We start from the raw sequence: 22,132 nt of genomic DNA, 5'->3' as shown, positions 1-22,132 counted from the left end.
TGACAATCAAAACAAACCGGTTATTACACCTTCATCGGTAATATCGATACGCTCGGCGGCGGGAGTTTTTGGTAAACCGGGCATCGTCATCATATCGCCCGCGATGGCAACAACAAATCCAGCACCGTTTGCCAGACGCACTTCGCTGATTTCAACGGTATGCCCGGAGGGCGCACCTTTGGTGTTGGGATTGGTTGAAAATGACATCTGCGTTTTAGCGATGCAAACCGGAAAGTGACCGTAGCTGGTTTGCAAGGCTTTGATTTCTGCTTTTATCTTGGGACTGGCTGTAATGCCTGCTGCACCATAAAGCTTTGTGGCGATGGTTTCAATTTTTTCCCAAAGAGGGGTTTCAGCTTCGTAGACATAGCTGAAACCGGGTTCACGGCTGTCGGCAATTTCGAGTACCTCTTTCGCCAGTTCCTCTGCACCCGCCCCACCTTGGGCCCAATGCCGCGATACCACGCATTTTGAGCCCAGGGCTTCGCATTTTGCTTTGAGTAGCGCAATTTCGGCATCGGTATCGAACGTGAAATGATTGATACAAACGATGCAAGGTAATCCGTAATGCCGGGTTATATTAAAAATATGGCGCTCAATGTTCGCAAAGCCTTTTTGTAAAGCCTCCAGGTTTTCGGTATTGAGTTCGTCTTTAGCAACGCCGCCGTGAAATTTAAGCGCACGCACGGTTGCAACCAGGACGACTGCCGAGGGTTTTAAACCGGACATACGGCATTTGATATCAATAAATTTTTCAGCGCCCAGGTCAGCGCCGAAACCGGCCTCGGTAATGACGTAATCGGCCAGTTTTAACGCCGTTTTTGTTGCCGTCACAGTATTACAACCATGGGCAATATTGGCAAAAGGGCCGCCGTGAATGATGGCGATATTATTTTCCAGCGTTTGAACCAGATTCGGTTTGATCGCATCTTTCAATAATGCTGCCATTGCGCCTTGGGCGTTCAGGTCGCTGGCGTAAACCGGTGTCACTTTATCGGTTTTATAGGCGATGACGATACGGCCCAAGCGTTCTTTCAGGTCCTTATGGCTGGTGGCCAGGCACAAGATGGCCATGATTTCGGAAGCCACGACAATGTCATAGCCATCCTCACGTAAATAGCCATTAGCCGGCCCGCCCATGCCCACCGTGATTTTACGTAATGCCCGGTCATTCATGTCGACTACGCGTTTCCATTGGATGCGACGGGAATCAATATTCAGGGCATTGCCGTGATTGATATGATTGTCAATCAATGCAGAGAGTAAGTTATGCGCGACACCGATGGCATGAAAATCGCCGGTAAAATGCAGATTAATATCTTCCATGGGCACGACTTGAGAGTAGCCTCCACCAGCGGCTCCGCCTTTGACACCGAAACAGGGGCCTAGCGACGGTTCACGTAAACACATGATGGCTTTTTTGCCTAAGCGGTTTATGGCGTCGCCCAAGCCTACCGTTGTCGTCGTTTTGCCCTCACCGGCCGGTGTCGGGCTGATAGCGGTGACGAGAATCAGTTTGCCGTCTTGTTGATCGGCCAAACTGTTGACATATTCCAGCGATAATTTGGCTTTGTAATGGCCATAAGGGTCCAAATGTTCGGCTGGAATGCCGAACTTTTCAGCGGCGAGGCCAATGATCGGTTGCATCTTCGCTTGTTGGGCGATTTCTATATCTGACATAAAGGGTTCCTGATCGAAAAAGAGTGATAAATGAGTGGTTAGGCCTGCTCAAAGGCGGCAACATTCATTTGCCATCACAATTACATAAGTAAGTTTGGAAAAAGTCATACCGTTATTTAATGTCTTCAATGACTCATGTGGCTTGTAAACTTTTTCAATGGTTTAGGGGCAATCGCAAGGCTTTTTCATAAAACAGGCTTGAAAAGAACCGGATTTTTTATCTCTTCAAGCACGGCACTCAATTTTCATCTTCGGTAAACCGGACAGTTTGAATCAGCGCCTCGTGTTTAAGCACAACGAAAAACCGGTTGCAAAAAATGCTTACTGACATTGATTTCTATGAGTATTTCTCAAGGATTGATTCTGCCCCGCTTGCTGTAAGGCATTTACGGGACAGTTTTACTTGTTAAAGCTTGCAGCGATGGCAAGGCTGCCGGTTTACAGCAGTGCCTGATTAATCAGCATAAACCGGGAAGCGGGAGCACAAAATACTGACCTTATCGCGCACGGCTGAAATTAAGGTTTCATCTTCCATATTTTCCATTACATCGCACATCAACCCGGCAATTTCCCGCATTTGCTCTTCCTTGAAACCGCGAGTAGTGGGCGCGGGTGTTCCGACGCGAATGCCGCTGGTGACAAAAGGTGATTCAGGGTCATTAGGCACTGCATTTTTATTGACAGTGATATGTGCCCTGCCCAGAGCGGCATCGGCCGCTTTACCGGTAATGCCTTTGGGAATTAAAGAAACCAGCATCAGGTGGTTGTCCGTTCCGCCGGAAACGACATCAAAGCCGCGATTGACAAAGACTTCGGCCATGGCCCTGGCATTTTTGATGACTTGTTCCTGATAGGCGCGAAATTCCGGTTGCATTGCTTCTTTAAAAGCAACCGCTTTGGCCGCAATCACATGCATTAAAGGGCCGCCTTGAATGCCGGGGAAAATGTTTGAATCAAACTTTTTCTGAAGTTCCGGGTTGCTCTTGCATAAAATCAGCCCGCCTCTGGGCCCGCGCAAGGATTTATGGGTTGTACTGGTCACAACATCGGCAATGGGCACGGGATTTGGATATAAACCGGCCGCAACCAGTCCGGCAACGTGGGCCATATCGACAAACAAATAAGCGCCGACCTTATCGGCAATTTCGCGAAAACGTTGCCAGTCCCAGATGCGGGAGTAGGCAGAAAATCCGGCGATTAATACTTTAGGCTTGTGTTCGATTGCAAGGCGTTCGACCTGATCATAATCGATCAAGCCGGTTTCAGGATGCAATCCATACTGAATCGCATTGTAGATTTTGCCGGAAAAATTGGGTTTGGCGCCGTGAGTCAGGTGTCCGCCATCAGCCAGGCTTAAACCCAAAATCGTATCGCCGGGCTGGATCAAAGCCATGAACACGGCCATGTTGGCTTGAGAGCCGGAATGCGGTTGAACATTGGCGTAATCTGCGCCGAATAATTCCTTGGCGCGATCGATAGCCAGTTGTTCGGCTTTATCAACAAATTCACAACCGCCGTAATAGCGTTTGCCGGGATAGCCTTCTGCATATTTGTTGGTCAAGACAGTGCCTTGCGCTTCCATTACCCGTGGGCTGCAATAATTTTCCGAAGCAATCAGTTCGATGTGATCTTCCTGGCGCTGACGCTCCTCTTCCAACGCGTGGAAAAGTTCATCGTCGAAACCGGCAATTGTTTGTGATTTGTTGAACATAGCTATCTCCAAATGAAGCGTTATAGTTTTATCTTTTTATGGGGTGCGATCAGCAAAATTTGTAAATCGGCGACATTAGTACCGGTAGCGCCCGTAATAAGTAAATCCTGCGAGCCTTGCAAGGCATGGTAAGCGTCATTGTCGCTTAGCCGTGCCAGTGGATCAATACCGGCTTTGTGCAGACGATCCAATGTAGTGTTGTCAACCAGGCCGCCGGCGGCATCGGTGGGGCCATCCCGGCCATCTGTGCCGCCGCTCAGAAAAACCCAGCAGCCTTGCAAGTCATGATGTTTCGCGGCTAAAGCAAAAGCCAGAGCCATTTCCTGATTACGGCCGCCCTTGCCTGTGCCTTTCAGTGTCACCGTTGTCTCTCCGCCAGCCAGTATAGCGACGGGGCGAGCATGATTGATGCTCATCTGTTGTTTGGCAAACAGGACTAGCGCTTCGGCTTGATCCTTTGCCTCACCCGTTAGATGGTCGCTGTACAAAATCGTTTCATAGCCTTGTTCACGAGCCGCCTGATGGATGGCAGCAACACTGATACTGTTACTGCCTACCAAGGTATGCGACGTATTAACAAAAATCGGGTCACCGGTTTTGGGTGTCTCCGGTATGGCACCTTGCAGGCCAAGGATTAAATGCGCTTGTACAGGTTTGGGTACTCGTTCCCAAATGCCTTTGGTTTTTAAAATACTGACCGCATCGGAAAAAGTACTGTCATCCGGGACGGTAGGTCCGCTGGAAATTGCGCTTAAATCATCCCCCAGGACATCGGAAAGAATCATCGCATGCAGATCAGCGGGTGCAGCAAGCCGGGCAATGCCTCCGCCTTTAATCTGCGAAAGATGCTTACGCACACAATTGACCTCATTGATAGTTGCGCCGCAGGCCAGCAACAACTGTGTGGTGGCGATTTTATCATCCAGGGTGATCGGGGCAACGGGCAAGGGAAGCAAAGCCGAACCGCCGCCGCTAACCAAAATAAGGACTAACTCGCCTTGTTTGGCTTGCCGGATACGATCAGCAATCAAGTTTGCGGCCTCAAGACCTGACTGGCCGGGCAGCGGATGCGAGGCGGCAAGAACGGTAAAGTGGTCGATAGGCCGAACATTCTCATCGTTGGTCACTGCAATGCCGGGGCCAGCCCACAGACTGAAAGGAATGCTGTTCTGCACTGCCTGAGCCATGGCGCAGGCCCCTTTTCCGAAAGCAAAGACATGGACAGCTGACCACGGTTTTGTTCGCGTTAATGACGGATCTGTTAAATCCAGGCCAATCACCACATCTTGGCCGGCAATTGATAAACAGCGCTTTACGGCATAATAAGGGTCGGCTGCTTCAACACCGGCCTGGAATATTCTGGCGGCGCTATTTCTCAGGCCGGATAGGGAGCCATCAATAGGATTCAGCATTAAGAGCTTCTGATATAAAGGGTCAAAGCGAGGATCAGGCCATTTCTTTGGCGAGACTTAAAATGGTCTCGGCATCAAGCACTTGATCGTTACTTTCAAACAGTTTTGCAATGCAAGCCCGGTGTAGCCCCAGTTTCAGCGTGCCGAAACCTATCGCGCCCCAGATGATTTTGCCGAAACGCTCTGTACCTTTATCCATCATGTCAGACCCGCCAATGCCTAGCGGCGGCGTTGCATTGGCATCAGCGATCAGTTCCAAGGTCATATTGTCTTGCCAATGCTGCAGATCGAGCAAATTGACTCCGGCTGCACCTGTTGCGAAAACAATGTGCGCGTTTTGAATGGCTTTGCCTCTGGCTTCGTTATCCACTGCTTCCAAAGGCGTCAGGTCAACGCCAAATCGGTTTTTCATGTCTTCACAGGCGTGTTGAGCTCTGGCGAATTGACGTGAGGTGATGCTGACGTGACAGCCTTCTTGAACCAGCATGACAGCGACACGCTGACCCACAGGGCCCGTGCCAGCCAAAACAATCGCATTTTTTCCCTGCAAAGCACCGCTACCAGCCAATTTGGCAACGCCGGCGGCTGCGGTAGTGTTACTGCCGTTACTGTCCAGCATGATAGACACACGGAAATTTTGAAAAAAATGATTTTGTACGGCCGTGAATAAACGTTGACCGGCCACCATATCGCTACCGCCAATAAAAATCGCTGTATTTTTTTTGTCTTTGGGCGCGCGGGTAAATATTGTTCCTTCTACCAAGGCTTTGACATTATCAGGTCTTACTCCGCCATAACCGATAACATGATCCGCGCCGCCATCATAGGCAACGACCGTGTCAAAAACGGAAGGGTGGATATCGGTATCAAATTGGAACAACAGTTTTTTCATTCGATTATTCGCGGAGCGGGGTTAGTGTAAAAATCTAAAAGTAAAATACAGCCAGACTTGATGTTTCAGAATCAGTAGGCCCGGCCTAATAAGCTAATTTTTGAAAAATCCTTGCGGGGCTCTTTTGGGGCTTCATTCAGGCGCAAATTATACCGTATTAACCTACGCCGTGTCTCATTGGTGCAAGGCTTAAAAAAGCTGAGTCTGCTTCAGCGAAATGGCTAGCTGTATATATTCGAAAGCCTGAATTTAAACATAAGAATGGCGGGAAAAAGGATATTTAGATTGCCTGCCCGTATCTTTAAAATGGATGACGGGTAGCTATTTTGCGGAGCAACAACACAAAGGTGATGCATCGTGTTGGTTAAGGTGGGCGCGATAGCCAGCCCAACATTCAGCTCCATGGCATTCATGATAGGGTTGTTAATAACATGTACCCATTTTGCTGAATAATTACGCCGAATTAATAGATAACCATATAGTTCGAAAATTTGAAGAGCGAAAGATATAACCTGATTAAGTTATTAAGACTCCTCGACACTGATGAAGAGCAAGCGTTAATAGTCTTGGCGCTTGTTGACAAGCTTGCAGGAGTTACCCGATGTGGCTATCATTGATCGCTAAGCCTTTTGATTATTCATGCATAGATAATGCCCCTACGGCAAAATCGCTGAGTGGACCCGCATGAAAAACAAAGCCTATGGCCAAACCGAAAATTTAACCAAGGGGAACCTATGAAAGCGCCAGTCAATATTGCTGTTTCCGGAGCGGCGGGACAGATCAGTTATTCTCTGTTATTCCGGTTGGCGGCAGGAGATTTATTAGGACAGGATCAGCCAATCTCTCTGCATCTTCTGGAAATTCCGGCAGCGATTCCTTTTTTGAAGGGCGTGGTCATGGAGTTAAATGATTGCGCATTTCCACTCCTCCACAAAGTGGTGGTATCGGATAACCCGGAAGTTGCTTTTAAGCAGGCCGATTATGTTTTTCTGGTTGGCGCGACGCCCCGTGGTCCGGGAATGGAGCGTAGTGATCTATTGACAGCCAATGCGGAAATATTTTCAACACAAGGAAAAGCGTTAAACAAAGTGGCAAGCCGGGATGTAAAAGTCTTGGTAACCGGAAATCCAGCCAATACCAATGCCTTGATTGCATTGAATAATGCACCGGATTTGAGTCCGGATAATTTTTCAGCCATGACAATGTTGGACCATAACCGCGCTAAAAATCAGCTGGCTGAAAAATGCGGGGTTTTGTGTTCGGATGTTAAAAATGTCATCGTTTGGGGTAATCATTCTGCAGGCCAGTATCCTGACATTCACCATGCCCGGGTAAAAGGACAGGAGGCACTGTCTTTGGTTGATGAAGCCTGGTTTGTGGATGAGTTTATTCCTGTTGTTCAGCAACGAGGTGCGGCGGTGATTCAGGCGAGAGGTAAGTCCAGTGCCGCGTCGGCCGCCAGTGCTGCCTTGGATCTGATGCGTAACTGGATTTACGGTACTGATGAAAATGACTGGATCAGCATGGCCATTGCTTCCGATGGCAGTTACGGCATCGAGAAAGGTCTGGTTTTTTCATATCCTGTCACTATTGAGGACGGTAAGGTCAGCATTGTCAAAGGCTTGCCGATAAACGACTTTAGTTTGCAACGCTTGAGAAGCAATGAAGCTGAATTAAGAGAAGAGCGGAATGCGGTCCGACATTTGTTTGGCAGCGAAGGGTAGTTAGTTTGATAAGTAGCGCTGATTAAATTCAGCGCTACTGACTTAAACTAAGACAATTCGACAAAGGCCTTCAATAATTTCGCGGTTTTCGCCATGCCGTGGTGCAGATGCTGCTCAATTTCAGCCATGGTGATTTCCCCTTCCGATTTTCCCGCCGCCCAATTGGCAACAACGGAAATTGCGGCATAGCTCATTCCCAATTCTTTTGCCAAAGCGGCTTCAGGCATACCCGTCATGCCGACTAAATCACAGCCGTCTTGCTCCATGCGCCGGATTTCGGCAGGTGTTTCCAGTCGGGGTCCTTGCGTGCAACCGTAAGTACCTGTTTCGGTAATGGCAATATTGGCGTGATTTGCTGCTTTATGCAGTCGGGTTCGAAGTTCCCGGCAGTAAGGGTGGGTAAAATCGATATGAGTGACTTCGGTTAGATCGTCTTCGAAAAAAGTGTGCTTGCGGTCGTAGGTGTAGTCAATGATCTGATCGGGAATCGCGATATGTGCAGGTTCCATAAGCGGTGTAATGCCGCCTACTGCGGCAACGGCCAGAACTTGCCTGACCCCCAGTTTGTGTAATGCCCATAAATTGGCCCGGTAATTTATCCGGTGGGGTGGAATGGTATGCGGATTGCCATGTCGAGCGAGGAAGATAATTTTTTTTCCGTGCAGTTCACCGGTTACAAATTCTGCGGAAGGGTCTCCATAAGGCGTGGTAAGGTGTTCCCTATGAACGATAGTGAGTTCACTCAGCTGGGTAAGGCCCGTGCCGCCAATGATTGCAAGTTGTGTCATGTTTTGTATTCCGGAAGGTGAGGAACGGGCATTTACCGGCAGGCATAAATGCCGGGGGCATTACGCAGATAACCTTTGTAATCCATGCCGTTGCCGAACAAATAACGGTTTTCTACTTCAAGTCCCACAAAATCGGCTTGTATGGGTTTTGTCTGGTCAATCATTTTATCAACCAGAACAGCGCTGTAAACCGACGTTGCGCCCTCTTCCTTGCAATATCGGCCGATAGCCGCCAGCGTCAGTCCTTCGTCCAGAATGTCGTCAACAATCAGCACCGTTCTACCTTGCAAAGGTGTCTTGGGTTTTAGAATCCATTCAATGGTATTACCAACCGTCTTGTTCTGATAACGGCTGGCGTTAATGGCATCTAAAGTCAACGGCATCGTGAGGCGAGTCAACAGTTTGCCGCCAATGACCATGCCGCCATTCATGACACATAAAAAGACCGGATTCCGGTCCGCCAGCAGCAGGTTGATTTTTTCCGCCATAGTATCGATTGCGGCATCGACCTCATGTTGATTATGCAATAACTCGGCAGTTGCTTTTACGTGTTCGATTTCTTCAAGCAGGTTCATGGGTCATTTGATTGATTTGTTGCGAAATAGTCTGCCATTGAGTGTTGGCTTTCAGTGTTTCAGCATTCATTTGCGGTTTGCCGAGCATGGCTATTAAGCGGTGTTCACGAAGTGGGTCGGTTTTAATCGGCAACGCATCCAGGACTTGTTCTGCACCTTTTGGATTATTGCAGACCAATATCATATCGCAGCCGGCTTCTTGAGCCAGAAAAGCGCGATCTGAAATACTACCGGCAAAAGCGGCACCTTCCATGCTCAGATCGTCACTGAAAACAGTGCCGTTAAACTGTAATTCCTGTCGCAATATCTGCTGAATCCATTTGACTGAAAATCCGGCCGGTTTATCGTCCACAGCCGGATAAACCACATGGGCGGGCATAATGCCTTCTAGTCCATCCGCAATGAGCTTTTTGAAGGGCTGAATATCATTTTCCCAGATTTCGGAAAAATCGCGTTCGTCCACCGGTAAGGCAAGGTGCGAATCGGCTGCGACCGCACCGTGCCCAGGAAAATGTTTGCCAACAGCCGCCATGCCGGCTCTGTTCATTCCAGACCGGAATTCACCTGCCAGTTGTGTGGCGAGGGTTGAGTCTTCGGAAAAAGAACGATCACCGATGACTTCGCTGATACCACAATCAATATCAAGTACCGGTGCAAAACTCAAGTCGACGCCAACAGCCAGTAATTCAGCGGCCATCAGCCATCCGGCCTGTTCGGCCAGATCCGGATGGTTTTTATAACGGCAAGCTGGGGGCAAACGGGTAAAACCCTCTTTGAATCGCTGAACCCTGCCACCCTCCTGGTCCACCGCAATAAGCAGGGGACCTTTGCGTGCGGAACGGATTGCGGTGATCAGTTCCACAATTTGTTTTGGGTGCTCATAATTTCTTGAAAAAAGAATCAGGGCTCCGGTATTCGGGTGGCTCAGTTTTTCTCGATCGTAAGCTGTCAAATTGATGCCTTCAACATCAATCATGATAGGGCCGATGGGAATGGGTTTTTTCATGTGCTTAGTGATGAAATCGTCAGTTGGATGGAGTTAGCCTATACTTAGGCTCATTGAATTAATATGTTTAGGAGTTCGTTGTGCACATTTTTTTGTTACTGTTATGTTTTTTTATCGTGCCCGGTTTTGCAGTTGCCGAAGATGAAGAAAAAGTAGAGCCTGTCCTTGAATATTTGGAGATGACGCCCAAGTTTACCGTGAATTTGGCCGGACAAAAAAAATATTTGTTGATCAATGTTCAGCTACTGGTCGAAGGCAAAGAAAATGTAGAGAAAATAAAAAAACATATGCCGGCTTTGAGGCATGAGCTGATTATGTTGTTTAGCGGCAGAAATGAAGCAGATCTTGCCACCATGGAACAGCGTGAAGCCTTAAGAAAAGAAACGCTTGATGCGATCAGGGCCGCGCTGGATAAATACGAAAACAGTGACGGTTTCCGTGATTTGTTTTTCACCGAATTTTTACTCAACTAGATCAAGACGTTTTCGATAGTCATCGTAAATCAAGCTGACGGAATCTGTAGTGGCTGTTTATAACCGTCACTGCAGAATCTGAACAAAACCGGAAAGTGAAAGACCTCTTAAAAAGAAAACCCCAGATCTTGCCTTACAAGTGTTATTAATTCCGCTTTTCTCTCCGGATTATAAGGCACTGCATCATATTTACCCCATACCGGTGAAGGCCAGGCCTTATCGGTCCGGTACCTGACGATATGATGAATATGCAGTTGCGATACTACGTTGCCAATTGCTGCGATATTCATTTTGTCCGCTTTAAAATGATCTGCCAAATACTCGGCAACCCGGCATGATTCGTCTTGCAATAGCGCTCTTTGTGCAGGATTGAGTTGATAGATTTCCTGAATACCGGCACTTTCAGGTACCAGAATGAACCAGGGATATTGACTGTCATTCATTAATAAAATCTGGCATAGATCAAGACGGCCAATAAAAAAACAGTCGCGATTCAGTTGCGGGTGTAATTCAAAATTCATTTTTAAACTTGATAGCGTCCTGGAATTGGGTGTAAGTTTAAACTTCATTCTAATCAATCGTGGCAAAATTATTTAAGAAATTCATCCTCGATTGCTTTTTCTTTCATCATTAGAATCAGGTTAAACATCATGTCGGCTCAAGGTCTTTACGAAAACGCGATCGCCGTTCAAGAAAACGTGGCGGTGTCATTCCGTCTTCTGTTAGGTTTATACCTGATTATCCCTTTATGCCTTTCCCTGCAATTTTCGGATGCGTTGTTTTGGGGTCATTATTTGCGAGATAACCTGCCCAGCAGTCCCACACACTTTATTCTGTTCTCACTTTTTTTTGGTACTCCACATATCATTGCCAGTGCGCTGTTGCTAACCACTAACCGGGAGTATTTTGGATTTTACAAACACAAAATCCTTTGGATGACAGCCTTTGTTGCGGTATTTTTCGGGTTGGGCAGTTTGTATTTACCCTATAAAGCGCTTTATGTCATGGTAGCGGCCTGGACTGTTTTTCATGTGTTAAAACAGCAGCATGGAGTAGCAAGAGGCATTTGCAAGCTTCCGTCTTGGGCTTTTCATGTTTTATTGGGGTTGAGCGTGGCGGCCGGTGTTTTGATTTATATAGGCATTTTTTTGAAAAACAGCCTTACCGGACAACAGTCTGAATGGCTGCAATACTCATCCGGTGCGCTCTGTGCCGGGTTGATATTAGTAACGGCCATTTGTCAGCGCTATGTTCAGACCCGCTTCGGCTGGCTTTTTCTATGGGCCAATACCTTGCTGGTCGTCAGCAGTTTTTATCTTTTCGTACACCAGTATTTTCTTTTAGCCATTTTAGTGCCGCGCCTGGTCCATGACATGACTGCGTATCTGTTTTACGTGACGCACGATTACAATCGCCATAACCTTGAGCCTAAGAATTCAATTTACCGCTGGGCGAAGCGGTGGAATATCCCTGTGTTTGTCGTGTTACCGTTATTGTCGGTACTGATTACTTTTTTCTTGCAGCAATACGGTGATGCGTTTGTCAGTGTGCTGAGTGAATACCTGTTCGGGTTTGAAATTCGAAAAGCCGTTACGCTGGGTTTGATCGGTTATCTGGGGCTTTTGCATTACTACACGGAAGCCTTCACCTGGAAAAATGATTCGCCTTATCGTCAGTATATTCGCTTTACTCGCTAGTTCCCGAACCCCCTTTGAGCAGGAAGCGCCTTGATCAGCGCTTCCTTGCTGCTATCAAATCAAAAAAACCTCTGGTATCTATAAAGCGCGAGGTGTTTGGCGAGGATGTCGGCAGCATTGATGCTGCCGTCAAGCCTCCATGGATGGGTTCACGGCGGTCCTCGACAGACACCCCGTACCTTATAATGAAGTCGAACGATTTTTCAGTATGAAAGGATTCATTCCTCTTTTACCCATATATGGACTCCTCCCCAATTGCAAGCCAAGATTGCTTAAAAAATGATGTTTCCAACAGAGATCGAGATTGCCGCCATATATTCGGCCTCTTTGTGAAGGCACTTATGACCTTCGGGCCCTGATGAATCTATCCGCGTGCTTTTGTCTCAACCACCGTAACGATTTCCAAGAATCTCTGGGTAAAACGGACTTCAAAAGCACCGGTCTGACCTGTTGATCGTCATCACATTAAGTTCTCTTGCCTCCGCAATCTGTTGAACTCTTTTACATCACCGGTTTGAGGGTTATCCACGCTTGGCCCAGCGCCGGAACCCTTCCATCGCGTGGAGGCGGTGGGGCAAGGGTGGATAACCCGGTCTTTCAGTTACTAGGCCGTTTGCGGTACATAGTCCCCGTCGCGCGTTGCCAAGGCCCAGATGATCCGGGCATTCTTGTTGGCTAGCGCCACGGCTGCTTTATTGAAACCGCGCCGTTCGATCAGGCGTTTGAGCCACAGGCTCAAGGGATCGCTTTTATCGCCGCAGTATTTCAGCACCGACCGTGCGCCGTGAATCAACGAGGTCCGCAACGACCGATTGCCGCGCTTACTGATGCCCAGCAAGACCTGTTTGTCCCCACTACTGTGTTGCCGGGGCACCACGCCCAAGCTGGCCGCGTAATCACGGCTCGAATGATAGTCCTTGCCGTCCCCGACATCGGCTGCCGCCAACACGGCGGTCAAAGGGCCGATACCCGGTATATCGACCAAGCGACGGCTTAAGGCATGTTGCTGACAGACCGCGCTAATTTCCCGTTCCAGTGCTTTGATTGCTTCGTCCAAGTCTTTCAGGGCCTGATACTGCGTGGCCACAAGCCGGCGGCTTAGCGCACTGAGCTGATTATCGCCATCCTCCAGTATCTCCGGTAGTTGTTTTCTGAGCTGATTTACGCCACGCGGCAACACCATGCCCCGTTCGGCCAAATGCCCACGTATTTGGTTGGCCAAGGCCGTTCGTTCGTCGACCCTGCCTCGGCGAATACCGTGTAACATCGTTAAATCTTGTTGCTCGATCGTTTTTACTGCCACGGTGCGTTTGTTCGGCTGACAGGCTGCGGTGAAAATCGCTTCGGCGTCATTGAAATCGTTTTTGTTGCCGACTCCGAAGGCCTTAACGAAGCGGGCGTTCAATAACACCACTTCGTGGCCCAAGGCTGCAAACTCCCGAGCCCAATGATGCGCTCCACCACACGCTTCCATCGCGATCAAGCTCACTGGCAGTTGTGCGATAAACGCCAACAACTCAGAACGCTTCAACTTCTTTTTCACGGCTTTGCCATCTTTCATCGAGAACAAATGAAATACTTGCTTTGCAATATCCAAACCCATTACGTTACGATTCATGACAGGCTCCTCTTTCTTCCGGTTAAATTAGTCGGTGTATTTTGACACCGTTTAGGGGAGAGGAGGAGTCCATATCATCACCGTTACCTTTTTTTCCTTCAAGTTGGGAAAAGCTGAAGTCAATACCTGTTTTCTGGCATGTTTGCTTTGATTGACTATGATTACCCGCTTAACACGCTGAATTTCAAAGGGTAGTAAATCAGTCTGATCCCAGAAGGGCATCAGAGCTATCAGATTAATTACCCGGATGGGTTTACAGCTTGATCAATGAAACTTTAGCCATAATAAACGTGATTACTTTAGAGAGGGGAATCCATGGGTAGCCAGTCAATTTGGGGAAATATCGACCTTGATGCTTATCGGCAATTGGCCGATCCGGAAGTGGACGCATTAGTGGCCGCCCTGCTGCCTAAAAAAGGCAGCGAGTCTATCGGCCGCTTGGGTTATAACTCGATGCTGCTGATGGCCGATAAACTGATTCAAGACCCTGAGTTGGCTTTGGTCAATGATTCGCGACTTGCGAACTGGCTGAAAAACATGCCCGAGGAGATTGTTGATTATTTTGATCCGATGGAAGCGCCGGATTGGGTCGATGCCGCAAAGCTTGAACAAGGCTCTAAATTATGGCAACAGAACTCGTTGATAATGTTGCTTATTTTGTATTCAGGCAGTTTGCCCGCTTGTTATTTGATGAAAAACGGCATTCCGGCTTTGTACAAAACCGATAAACTGCGTGATCACCAATATATTTTTCAACGTATTTATGAAACCGGTTTGATGCTGGCGGCCTGTATGGATAAAGGTGGAATCAAAGTTGCTGAAGATGCTGCGGTTCAGGACGATGTTTTACTTTTGGAAGCGCTTAACATGCTTGATGCCGAGGGGCGATGGCAACAGCAAGGCTCTCGCCTGATTCGCACGGCAGGTGAAACCGGCACTCCGGCCGACTCCGAAAAAATAGCCGAGCAGATTGAGCTGTTACGCGGTAAACCGAAACGTTATCTGTGGGGAAAAGGCTATATCACCGCTAAAAAAGTGCGTTTTCTGCATGCCTCAATGCGTTTCATGCTCACGGAACCGGACAGTTTCAAACCCTGGGGCAACAAAGAGCAGCCGCAGACCTTCGCTGAACAGTTAAGTCAGGTGCAAACGCCTTGGGATTCAGAAAAACTGGGTGTTCCCGTTAATCAGGAGGACCTGGCTTATACCTTGTTGACCTTTGGTCTGGTCATTCCCCGGGGCTTGGAAAAATGGGGCTTACCGCTTAATCTGGAACAAAAGGAAGCTTTTTTGCATTTATGGAAAGTGACGGGTTACATCATGGGTATCCGGTCGGAATTATTGACAGATAACTGGCAGGATGCAGAAGCGCTTTTTGATGCGATTCACAGTAGACAAGCCGCTGCATCCGAAGAAGGCGCCGTATTGACTTCGGCTCTGATCGGCTTTTTAGGTGATTACTTGCCGGATGTGCCCGGTTTTGCACATCGCTTGTCGGCCGCCATGATCATCAGTCAGATTGGAATGACGAATGCGTCATTTTTGCTGGACAATACCTTAATCAAGGAAACCCGGGTTTTTTGGCGTAAACCTTTTTATACATTGGCTGGGGGCATTTTTAGTTGCAGTCTGTGGTTGCGCGCCAGATTTTATAAACGCTTCAAACACTTAGGCTGGATAACCGCACATCGTTTAAATGAAGTGAGTGAGTTGTTGATTGACAGCTGGCGCGATGCCTACTCACGCAAGCCGTTTTTTGTGCCGGCAGATGCGTCAACCTGGGTCCGCCAGCCGGGCGTCGATCAAGCTTATCAGGTGCGTTTGACCCGGTGGCGCAGACAACTGTTTTTTGTCGTGGGTTGTTCATTCGGTTTATTGACACTGGCGTTATTCGGTTTGGCGGCGGCCATTCCCGCTGCATTGGTGGGTGGGTGGAGCGCTGCAAAAATCGCATTGATTGGCGCCATTTTTTCCTGGCTAATTGCACTCGGTATGATGAACTTTCGGTTACCCACTATTTTTAATCTTCGGCCCACACTTGATGAGCCCAGTGATTAAGCCGTTCGTTTTGCTTGATTTGTTTCGTGCGCGTTCCTGAGTTTTTAATGTCATTACGGAGTCGATTTTTCTGATGAACACCTCGGTATGGTCAAAATTGCCCAAAACGGTCGCCAAACTGGCTGCCTTGGAGCAGGCTCCGGTTGCGAGTTTATGGGTGGATCAGGCCGGCATCGTCGGTTATTTTAATCAGCGTTTTGCTGAAACGATGGGCTATGGACCCAACGCCTTGCAAGGCACTTCGTTGGATCAGTTAGTGCCCGGCATCGAACTGAACCAATGGCAACAGGAATGGTGGAAAATTATTGAGACCGAACGTTATCTTCCGGTATTTCCTCTGACCTGGCGCCATGCTAAAGGCATCGCTCTGGAATATACGGCTTCGGTTTCTCTGGTTGAAGTGTCGGGTCTCCATTTTGCGGTATTTTATTTATGGCCCAAGCACTGCCCGCCAAAAGCAACAGAATCACTGCAAAAGCATGATCAGATGTTTTTTTTGCGAAACCTCGGTGAAAGCGTGTGTCTTTTGGATACGCTGGGCATCATCCGTTTTACCAATACCGCTTTTTGTAAACTTGCCGGCGGTTTAGAGTCTGATTTGATGGGATTACCCTTGCTGGAAATTATTTCTCCGACCAAATCATATTTAACCCGGGTTTGGGATGTTCTGCAGCAGCAACGCTCCAATTCCGAGTATGAATTTCGAAACCTGGCTGGAAAAACAGTGCATGTCAGAATGACGGTCGTGCAACTGTCGGACAATGAATCCGACTTCGCGCGTTATCTGGTCAGTTTTGTCGATATCACCGAGCAGATTAAAATCGCCAGGGAATTAGAGTTACAAAACGGCAGTTTTGAGAGACTGGCGTCTAATGTTCCCGGTTTCATTTACAAATTTCGCATGACGCCGGACGGATTGTTTTCTTTTCCCTATGCCAGCAGGGGCTGTAAAGAAGTCTTTGGTGTTGAGCCGGCCAGTGTCAAAAACGACGCAACCCCTATCGTAAACACGATTCACCCTGACGATTTTCCGATGTTTCAGGAGAGCATTCTGGAATCGGCCATGCACCTTAACCCTTGGAATTTCGAAGCCCGTCAGAAAACCAGCAATGGTGAATGGAAATGGTTTCATGCCGCTTCCAGACCGCAATTGCAGGACAACGGCGATATCATTTGGGAAGGCTTGGTGATGGATGTCACCTCGCGTAAGAAAGTGGAAGAGGAGCTCGCCAAAGCCAAATTGGCCGCCGAAGCTTCCGCCTCGGCCAAGGCGGATTTTTTAGCCAATATGAGTCATGAAATAAGAACACCGTTGAACGCCATTATCGGATTGAATCGCCTGGTTCTAAAATCCGAGTTGACCAAAGTCCAGCGTGATTATTTGAATAAAGTTCAACTTTCTTCAGAAAATCTGTTGGGTATCATCAATAACATTCTCGATTTTTCCAAGATTGAATCCGGAAAATTGGTCATCGAGCATATCGAATTCAACCTTGACAAGGTATTGGAAAATATCGGCACCATGCTCGAACCGATTGCGGCGGAAAAACGCCTGGAGTTATTGGTTGACCGGGGCATCGGCGTGCCTTTACTCATGATCGGCGATCCGCTTCGGATTGTTCAGGTGTTAACCAATCTGTGCAGTAATGCGATCAAATTTACCTCGCAAGGCGAAGTCATTATTGCCGTTGAATCGGTTTTCAACAAAGGGGAGGAGGCGCTGAGGTTCAGCGTTAAAGATACCGGCATCGGATTGTCGGAACAGCAGATAAGCAGGATCTTTGAGTCATTTACTCAAGCCGATAGCTCCACAACCCGTAACTACGGAGGGACCGGGCTGGGATTGTCGATCAGTAAGCATTTGATCGAGCATATGGGAGGTGAAATCGGGGTTAACAGTATTGAAGGTGTCGGCAGCGAATTTTATTTTACGTTACCGCTGAATGTCCTTCCTGACGCCCAGCCAGGAAGTGTCATGCCCGCTGAATTGGAGGGCTGGCATGTTTTATTGATTATGGAAAACGAAACGGGCTGTGCCATTTTCGAAAAAATGCTGCACGATTTGCGTTTTAAAGTGACAGTCTGCTCCTTGCGCGCCATGTCGCTGGAACAAATCCTGGATAATCAGCAGAAGTCCCAACACGTTCCCCATGAATTGGTGCTGTTGGATTGGAACATGCCGGCGAATCAAAAACAGGTCATCATTAATGCGCTGGAATCGGATGGATTTGGCTCTCAAACGCCGATCATCATCAATATTTCTTCACTCGAATCCGAAAGCATCAAAAAACTGTCGCATCGCTTCAGCAATATTTCATTTCTTAACAAACCCAGCACGCCTTCGTGTTTGATGGACGCCATTCTGAACGCCAGCGGCAAGGAAGCGTTGATAAGGACCATACAAGCCAAACATGATTCCAGGAATTTGGCTTTCTACGAGGCATCAGTGCGGGGTACTCGCGTTTTAGTCGTGGAGGATAATGAAATCAATCAGGTCGTGGTGCGTAAAACGTTGGAGGCTGCAGGGGTCAGCATTGACATTGCCGGCAACGGACGAGAAGCTGTTGATTGTTTGTCAAGCGCAGCCGATGGCTATTACAATGCCGTGCTGATGGATCTGCAGATGCCGGAAATGGATGGCTACGAGGCGACATTAACCTTGCGCAAAAATCCGCGCTTCGATAATTTGCCGATTATCGCGATGACAGCGCACACCATAGAATCGGACAAGCAGAAATGTCTGGAAGCCGGTATGCAAGACCATGTCGGAAAACCGATAGAACCGGAACTGCTTTTTTCAAAATTGGCGAAATGGACCACCAGCCGTCACCAATATCCTTCAGATCCGACGTCTGCCACTTCGGTCCGCCCGCCTGAAGTCATATCGACTAATCCATATCCGTTACAAAATCTTGTATCGGTCAATGTTTATTCCGCATTACATCTTTTGCAGGGTGACGAAAAACTCCTGTTGCGCTTATTGCTGAAATTTGCCGGTGAACAAAAAGAGACACCGGAGCAATTTAAAGCATTGCTGAACGATAACGAATGGGACAAGGCTGCCGAAAAAGCACATCAAATCAAAGGCGTTGCCGGCAACTTGCAAATTACCGCTGTTTTTGATGTGGCTAAAAAGCTGGAAACCGCGTTCCGCAATCATGAAAATGCAGAGCTAAGCCGTTTATTGGCTGATTATGCTGCTGCAATCCACGGATTTGTTAACGAAATAGCACATTGGCGTTTTGAAGAGCCTGAGCTGCACACTCATGTTGCCGACACCGATGAAATCCTGTTAACCGGAACCGATCTCAATGAAATCGTGACGTTATTCGATAAATTAATCGGTTTTCTGGAGGCCAACAATTGGCATGCAGAGGATTGTCTGGAACATATCAACGTGCGCTTGGGCGAAGTGTATGCTCATGAAATGAAGCGGATTAAAAACCATCTTGAGGATTTGGAGTTTCAAGCTGCAGCCGATTGTGTGCGCAAACTCAGAGAGCGCTTGCACGCTCCGATTTGAACTAAGTAAACGGGGGATTTATATGCCGGTTAAAGAATATCAACAGACTATCTTGATTATCGATGACGCCAAGGAAAACATCGTTGTGCTATCCCGCTTACTCAAATCGCACGGCAATATCATCTTCGCGCAAAACGGTGAAGAGGGCTTGCTTTCAGCTATGCAAAGCATACCGGATCTGATTTTGCTCGATATCTCAATGCCGGGATTGGACGGTTTTGAAGTCTTGATGCACTTGAAGCAGTCGCCTTCTACCGCCGATTTGCCGGTTATTTTTATTACCGGTATTCCCGACAGTGATACCGAAGAAAAAGGATTAACATTAGGCGCTGTTGACTACATTACCAAGCCGTTTTCCTCGGCGGTTGTTAAAGCGCGTGTCAGGCATCAACTGAAGCTTCAGCGCTTGACCCGGGCCTTAAAGGATGCGAATGCCCGGTTGACTCTGCTTGCCATGACAGACCCGCTAACCGGTGCCCATAATCGTCGCTATTTTATCGATATGCTTAAAAACGAGATGTCTCGCGCCAGACGCTACCAGCATCCGATGAGTTTAATGGTGATCGATATTGATAGGTTCAAAAATATCAACGACAGTTTCGGTCACGATGCCGGTGACCAGGTGATCATGGAAGTTGTTAAAACCAGTGCGGAAGTCTTGAGGAAAAACGATGTCTTTAGCCGTTTCGGGGGGGAAGAGTTCACTATCCTGATGCCTGAAACAACACTGGAAGAAGCCGCGCAAATCGCCGCAAGACTATGTGAAAAAGTGGCCGAAACCCAACTTGCTACAGATCATCATCAAATCAACTTTACAGTCAGCGGCGGTGTGGTTCAACTTGAAGACGGCGACCTGACGCCGGAAGCCATTCTCAAACGTGCCGATATTGCGCTGTATCAAGCAAAGCAGCAGGGCCGTAACCGGATTGTTGTGGCTGGAATGAACAATAACGGATAGAAAATTCGAGTTTGCTGACTGTTCTCAAAATTTCCTTAACTTGAAAATCCTGCACCGGAAGCACGCTTCTCGATGCTTCCGGATCAGGATAGCGCTGTTTTTAACCCAAATTAAAGCCTACTTTAATGGTCACTTGCCAATGTGCAATTTTGTTTTGCTCAATGTGGCCCCGTGTTTCAACGACTTCAAACCAGCGCATATTGGGAATGGTTTGGCTCGCTTTTTCAATCGCATTTTCAATGGCTTGTTGTAAGCCAACGGATGATGAGCCGGTGAGTTCAATTTTTTTATAGATATGATCGCTCATGAGTGTGTGCCTCTTCGGTAGTGGTGATCCAGTTCGAGTAACCTTTCGGGTGTGCCTATATCCAGCCAAAATCCTTCGAATTTTTGGCCTGTTATCCGCTGCAGTTCGATAGCTGATCTGAGTAGGGGTGCCAATTTCTGCTTACCGTGTAGACAGCCTTCGAATAATGCAGGGCTGTAAACGCCTATGCCGCTGAAAGTCAACTTGACAGGGGCATCATTCACGACATTGTTCGATTGGTCAAGACCAAAATCACCATCAGGATGGTGGGCGGGGTTATTGACCAGTATCAGATGCGCGAGATTGATTTCCAGTGTTCTGAGTGAAGCAAACGGAAAATCGGTTGCAATATCGCCATTGACGACAAGAAAAGGGGATGATCCCAGCAAGGGCAAGGCTTTGATAATACCTCCTGCAGTTTCGAGTGCGCCATCACCTTCATCGGAATATTCAATGGCAACATTGAATCGATTGCCATTGCCCAGGAAATGCTTTATCTGTTCGCCTAAATGTGCGAGATTGATAACAATTTCAGTGAAACCCGCCTGGCAGAGTTGTTCAATGGTGTGGACGATCAAAGCCTTATCAGCTGCCGGCAGCAGAGGTTTGGGCGTATGGTCGGTCAATGGCCTCATACGTTCGCCGCGACCGGCGGCAAGTATCATCGCTTTCATGCTCGACGCTCATAAATAGGAAGCACGGATTGCATCAGAAAGTCTGAAAATCCGGATAACTCGGGATAAAGTCGGCCTACCGATACGACGTGGTTCAGCGTGCGGGGAATATCTGCCAGATAGCCGGATTTATCATCGCGAAGATGCAAGCGGCTAAAAATGCCAATGGCTTTAAGGTGGCGTTGTAAGCCCATCAGGTTGAACCAGCGTTGGAATTGCGGATAGTCGGCCTCGAAGGGATGAACTTGTTTCAGTCGTTGGAAATAGTTTTTGAGCCAGCCATCAACGGCGGCTTCCGGCCAGCTGATATAACAATCTTTGAGTAATGAGACGGCATCGTAAGTGATGGGGCCCATTACGGCATCCTGGAAATCTATAATGCCTGGTCCGTTAGCACCGGTAACCATAAGATTTCGCGAATGGTAATCGCGATGAACAAATGTGACCGGTTGTGAGAGGGCTGAGCTTATCAAAAGTTCATCCCGATCCGATCTGATAGTGTCCGGAATGGCAATATCCAATAGCTTCTGCAAAAACCATTCGTCAAAAATTGCCAGTTCACGAGTCAAAAGCGGCGAGTCGTAATGAGGAATGTCCACGGTTGCATTCATAAAATACTTTTGTTGACGAAGCAAACTGTCCAATGCCTGCCCATAAAGCGCATCAACATTCTCTTCGCTGAGAATATCCAGAAAGCTGGTTGAGCCCAGATCCTCAAGCAACATAAAACCTAGCGCGTGATTATTTTCGAAAATCTCAGGGACATGAATCGATGCCTTGCGCATTAATTCGGCTATTTTTATGAAGTTAGCGGTGTTTTCCTTATCGGGTGGCGCATCCATCACGATAAAGCTTTTTTTTGAGGTGGAAATTCGAAAATACCGGCGAAAACTGGCGTCGTTTGAGGCCGGGCCAAATTCATCGAGCGTCAGCGATAAATCATTTTCTAGCCAATCGAGCATAAGGTTTACACGGGGGTCATCTGTGGTCATAGGGTCGGGTGTTACTTAAGTTTATAAATCAGGTAAAAAAACGG

Annotated in this window: 18 protein-coding genes; 6 read left to right on the top strand and 12 right to left on the bottom strand. The window is 47.9% G+C overall.

Going from position 1 to position 22,132, the window contains the following annotated elements; genetic code table 11:
- Positions 1–6: 6 nt before the first annotated feature.
- The 4 genes from GO003_RS04635 to GO003_RS04620 form a co-directional block, all read right to left on the bottom strand.
- On the bottom strand, positions 7–1,680 hold the full coding sequence (locus tag GO003_RS04635) for a formate--tetrahydrofolate ligase (RefSeq protein ID WP_159657996.1): 1,674 nt from the start codon (positions 1,678–1,680) through the stop codon (positions 7–9).
- 454 nt (positions 1,681–2,134) lie between these two features.
- Positions 2,135–3,391, bottom strand: a complete 1,257-nt coding sequence (gene glyA, locus GO003_RS04630) for a serine hydroxymethyltransferase (protein WP_159657997.1) — start codon at positions 3,389–3,391, stop codon at positions 2,135–2,137.
- A 20-nt stretch (positions 3,392–3,411) separates the two neighbouring features.
- The gene (locus tag GO003_RS04625; RefSeq protein ID WP_159657998.1) at positions 3,412–4,803 is read right to left on the bottom strand and encodes a glycerate kinase type-2 family protein; all 1,392 of its coding nucleotides are present in this window, start codon (positions 4,801–4,803) and stop codon (positions 3,412–3,414) included.
- 34 nt (positions 4,804–4,837) lie between these two features.
- Positions 4,838–5,695 (bottom strand): NADP-dependent methylenetetrahydromethanopterin/methylenetetrahydrofolate dehydrogenase, encoded by an 858-nt coding sequence (locus GO003_RS04620; protein ID WP_159657999.1) that lies wholly within the window; start codon positions 5,693–5,695, stop codon positions 4,838–4,840.
- Positions 5,696–6,429: 734 nt separating this feature from the next.
- Between GO003_RS04620 and GO003_RS04615 the strand changes: the two genes are divergently transcribed.
- Positions 6,430–7,419: a malate dehydrogenase gene (locus GO003_RS04615; protein WP_159658000.1), complete on the top strand. Its 990-nt coding sequence runs from the start codon at positions 6,430–6,432 to the stop codon at positions 7,417–7,419.
- Positions 7,420–7,466: 47 nt separating this feature from the next.
- Here the strand turns inward: GO003_RS04615 and GO003_RS04610 are convergent, their stop codons facing one another.
- Genes GO003_RS04610 through nagZ form a run of 3 tightly spaced genes read right to left on the bottom strand, consistent with a single transcriptional unit; the run spans position 7,467 to position 9,788 of the window.
- A complete protein-coding gene (locus GO003_RS04610; protein WP_159658001.1) occupies positions 7,467–8,207 on the bottom strand; it encodes an S-methyl-5'-thioinosine phosphorylase in 741 nt (246 codons plus the stop codon).
- A 32-nt stretch (positions 8,208–8,239) separates the two neighbouring features.
- On the bottom strand, positions 8,240–8,782 hold the full coding sequence (locus tag GO003_RS04605) for a hypoxanthine-guanine phosphoribosyltransferase (protein WP_159658002.1): 543 nt from the start codon (positions 8,780–8,782) through the stop codon (positions 8,240–8,242).
- Positions 8,769–9,788, bottom strand: coding sequence for a beta-N-acetylhexosaminidase (nagZ, locus tag GO003_RS04600; RefSeq protein WP_231088821.1), 1,020 nt, complete (start codon positions 9,786–9,788; stop codon positions 8,769–8,771). Before nagZ ends, GO003_RS04605 begins: the two co-directional genes overlap by 14 nt.
- Positions 9,789–9,868: 80 nt before the next feature.
- On the opposite strand from nagZ, the gene GO003_RS04595 reads away from it, so the two are divergent.
- The gene (locus GO003_RS04595) at positions 9,869–10,261 is read left to right on the top strand and encodes a flagellar basal body-associated FliL family protein (protein ID WP_231088820.1); all 393 of its coding nucleotides are present in this window, start codon (positions 9,869–9,871) and stop codon (positions 10,259–10,261) included.
- Between the two features lie 107 nt (positions 10,262–10,368).
- On the opposite strand, the gene GO003_RS04590 is transcribed toward GO003_RS04595, so the two are convergent.
- Complete coding sequence (locus GO003_RS04590) at positions 10,369–10,830, bottom strand: HIT domain-containing protein (RefSeq protein WP_456238215.1); 462 nt, start codon at positions 10,828–10,830, stop codon at positions 10,369–10,371.
- Between the two features lie 81 nt (positions 10,831–10,911).
- Here GO003_RS04590 and GO003_RS04585 point away from each other — a divergent pair, with 81 nt between their 5' ends.
- A complete protein-coding gene (locus GO003_RS04585) occupies positions 10,912–11,958 on the top strand; it encodes a hypothetical protein (protein ID WP_159658003.1) in 1,047 nt (348 codons plus the stop codon).
- Positions 11,959–12,562: 604 nt separating this feature from the next.
- On the opposite strand, the gene GO003_RS04580 is transcribed toward GO003_RS04585, so the two are convergent.
- Positions 12,563–13,576, bottom strand: a complete 1,014-nt coding sequence (locus tag GO003_RS04580) for an IS110 family RNA-guided transposase (protein WP_159658909.1) — start codon at positions 13,574–13,576, stop codon at positions 12,563–12,565.
- Positions 13,577–13,891: 315 nt separating this feature from the next.
- Between GO003_RS04580 and GO003_RS04575 the strand changes: the two genes are divergently transcribed.
- The 3 genes from GO003_RS04575 (at position 13,892) to GO003_RS04565 (ending at position 20,115) form a co-directional block, all read left to right on the top strand.
- Positions 13,892–15,634: an oxygenase MpaB family protein gene (locus GO003_RS04575; RefSeq protein WP_159657782.1), complete on the top strand. Its 1,743-nt coding sequence runs from the start codon at positions 13,892–13,894 to the stop codon at positions 15,632–15,634.
- A 73-nt stretch (positions 15,635–15,707) separates the two neighbouring features.
- On the top strand, positions 15,708–19,157 hold the full coding sequence (locus GO003_RS04570) for an ATP-binding protein (RefSeq protein ID WP_159657784.1): 3,450 nt from the start codon (positions 15,708–15,710) through the stop codon (positions 19,155–19,157).
- A 22-nt stretch (positions 19,158–19,179) separates the two neighbouring features.
- Positions 19,180–20,115: a diguanylate cyclase gene (locus GO003_RS04565; protein WP_159657786.1), complete on the top strand. Its 936-nt coding sequence runs from the start codon at positions 19,180–19,182 to the stop codon at positions 20,113–20,115.
- A gap of 100 nt (positions 20,116–20,215) precedes the next feature.
- Here GO003_RS04565 and GO003_RS04560 read toward each other — a convergent pair whose 3' ends face one another.
- Genes GO003_RS04560 through GO003_RS04550 form a run of 3 tightly spaced genes read right to left on the bottom strand, consistent with a single transcriptional unit; the run spans position 20,216 to position 22,058 of the window.
- On the bottom strand, positions 20,216–20,422 hold the full coding sequence (locus GO003_RS04560) for a dodecin (protein ID WP_159657788.1): 207 nt from the start codon (positions 20,420–20,422) through the stop codon (positions 20,216–20,218).
- Positions 20,419–21,096 (bottom strand): N-acetylmuramate alpha-1-phosphate uridylyltransferase MurU, encoded by a 678-nt coding sequence (gene murU, locus GO003_RS04555; RefSeq protein ID WP_159657790.1) that lies wholly within the window; start codon positions 21,094–21,096, stop codon positions 20,419–20,421. The genes GO003_RS04560 and murU overlap by 4 nt, the downstream gene beginning before the upstream one ends.
- Positions 21,093–22,058 (bottom strand): aminoglycoside phosphotransferase family protein, encoded by a 966-nt coding sequence (locus GO003_RS04550; protein ID WP_231088819.1) that lies wholly within the window; start codon positions 22,056–22,058, stop codon positions 21,093–21,095. The genes murU and GO003_RS04550 overlap by 4 nt, the downstream gene beginning before the upstream one ends.
- Positions 22,059–22,132 lie beyond the last annotated feature (74 nt).

Origin of the sequence: Methylicorpusculum oleiharenae, from assembly GCF_009828925.2 — a bacterium.
Classification (GTDB): Bacteria; Pseudomonadota; Gammaproteobacteria; order Methylococcales; family Methylomonadaceae; genus Methylicorpusculum; species Methylicorpusculum oleiharenae.
Note: the sequence above shows the minus strand (reverse complement) of the source record. Positions and strands in the feature narration are given on the sequence as shown.

Coding starts and splice junctions, on each gene's coding strand:
- GO003_RS04635 (WP_159657996.1), bottom strand. CDS start 1,680: ATGTCAGATATAGAAATCGCCCAACAAGCGAAGATGCAACCGATCATT.
- glyA (WP_159657997.1), bottom strand. CDS start 3,391: ATGTTCAACAAATCACAAACAATTGCCGGTTTCGACGATGAACTTTTC.
- GO003_RS04625 (WP_159657998.1), bottom strand. CDS start 4,803: ATGCTGAATCCTATTGATGGCTCCCTATCCGGCCTGAGAAATAGCGCC.
- GO003_RS04620 (WP_159657999.1), bottom strand. CDS start 5,695: ATGAAAAAACTGTTGTTCCAATTTGATACCGATATCCACCCTTCCGTT.
- GO003_RS04615 (WP_159658000.1), top strand. CDS start 6,430: ATGAAAGCGCCAGTCAATATTGCTGTTTCCGGAGCGGCGGGACAGATC.
- GO003_RS04610 (WP_159658001.1), bottom strand. CDS start 8,207: ATGACACAACTTGCAATCATTGGCGGCACGGGCCTTACCCAGCTGAGT.
- GO003_RS04605 (WP_159658002.1), bottom strand. CDS start 8,782: ATGAACCTGCTTGAAGAAATCGAACACGTAAAAGCAACTGCCGAGTTA.
- nagZ (WP_231088821.1), bottom strand. CDS start 9,788: ATGAAAAAACCCATTCCCATCGGCCCTATCATGATTGATGTTGAAGGC.
- GO003_RS04590 (WP_456238215.1), bottom strand. CDS start 10,830: ATGAAGTTTAAACTTACACCCAATTCCAGGACGCTATCAAGTTTAAAA.
- GO003_RS04585 (WP_159658003.1), top strand. CDS start 10,912: ATGTCGGCTCAAGGTCTTTACGAAAACGCGATCGCCGTTCAAGAAAAC.
- GO003_RS04580 (WP_159658909.1), bottom strand. CDS start 13,576: ATGAATCGTAACGTAATGGGTTTGGATATTGCAAAGCAAGTATTTCAT.
- GO003_RS04575 (WP_159657782.1), top strand. CDS start 13,892: ATGGGTAGCCAGTCAATTTGGGGAAATATCGACCTTGATGCTTATCGG.
- GO003_RS04570 (WP_159657784.1), top strand. CDS start 15,708: ATGAACACCTCGGTATGGTCAAAATTGCCCAAAACGGTCGCCAAACTG.
- GO003_RS04565 (WP_159657786.1), top strand. CDS start 19,180: ATGCCGGTTAAAGAATATCAACAGACTATCTTGATTATCGATGACGCC.
- GO003_RS04560 (WP_159657788.1), bottom strand. CDS start 20,422: ATGAGCGATCATATCTATAAAAAAATTGAACTCACCGGCTCATCATCC.
- murU (WP_159657790.1), bottom strand. CDS start 21,096: ATGAAAGCGATGATACTTGCCGCCGGTCGCGGCGAACGTATGAGGCCA.
- GO003_RS04550 (WP_231088819.1), bottom strand. CDS start 22,058: ATGCTCGATTGGCTAGAAAATGATTTATCGCTGACGCTCGATGAATTT.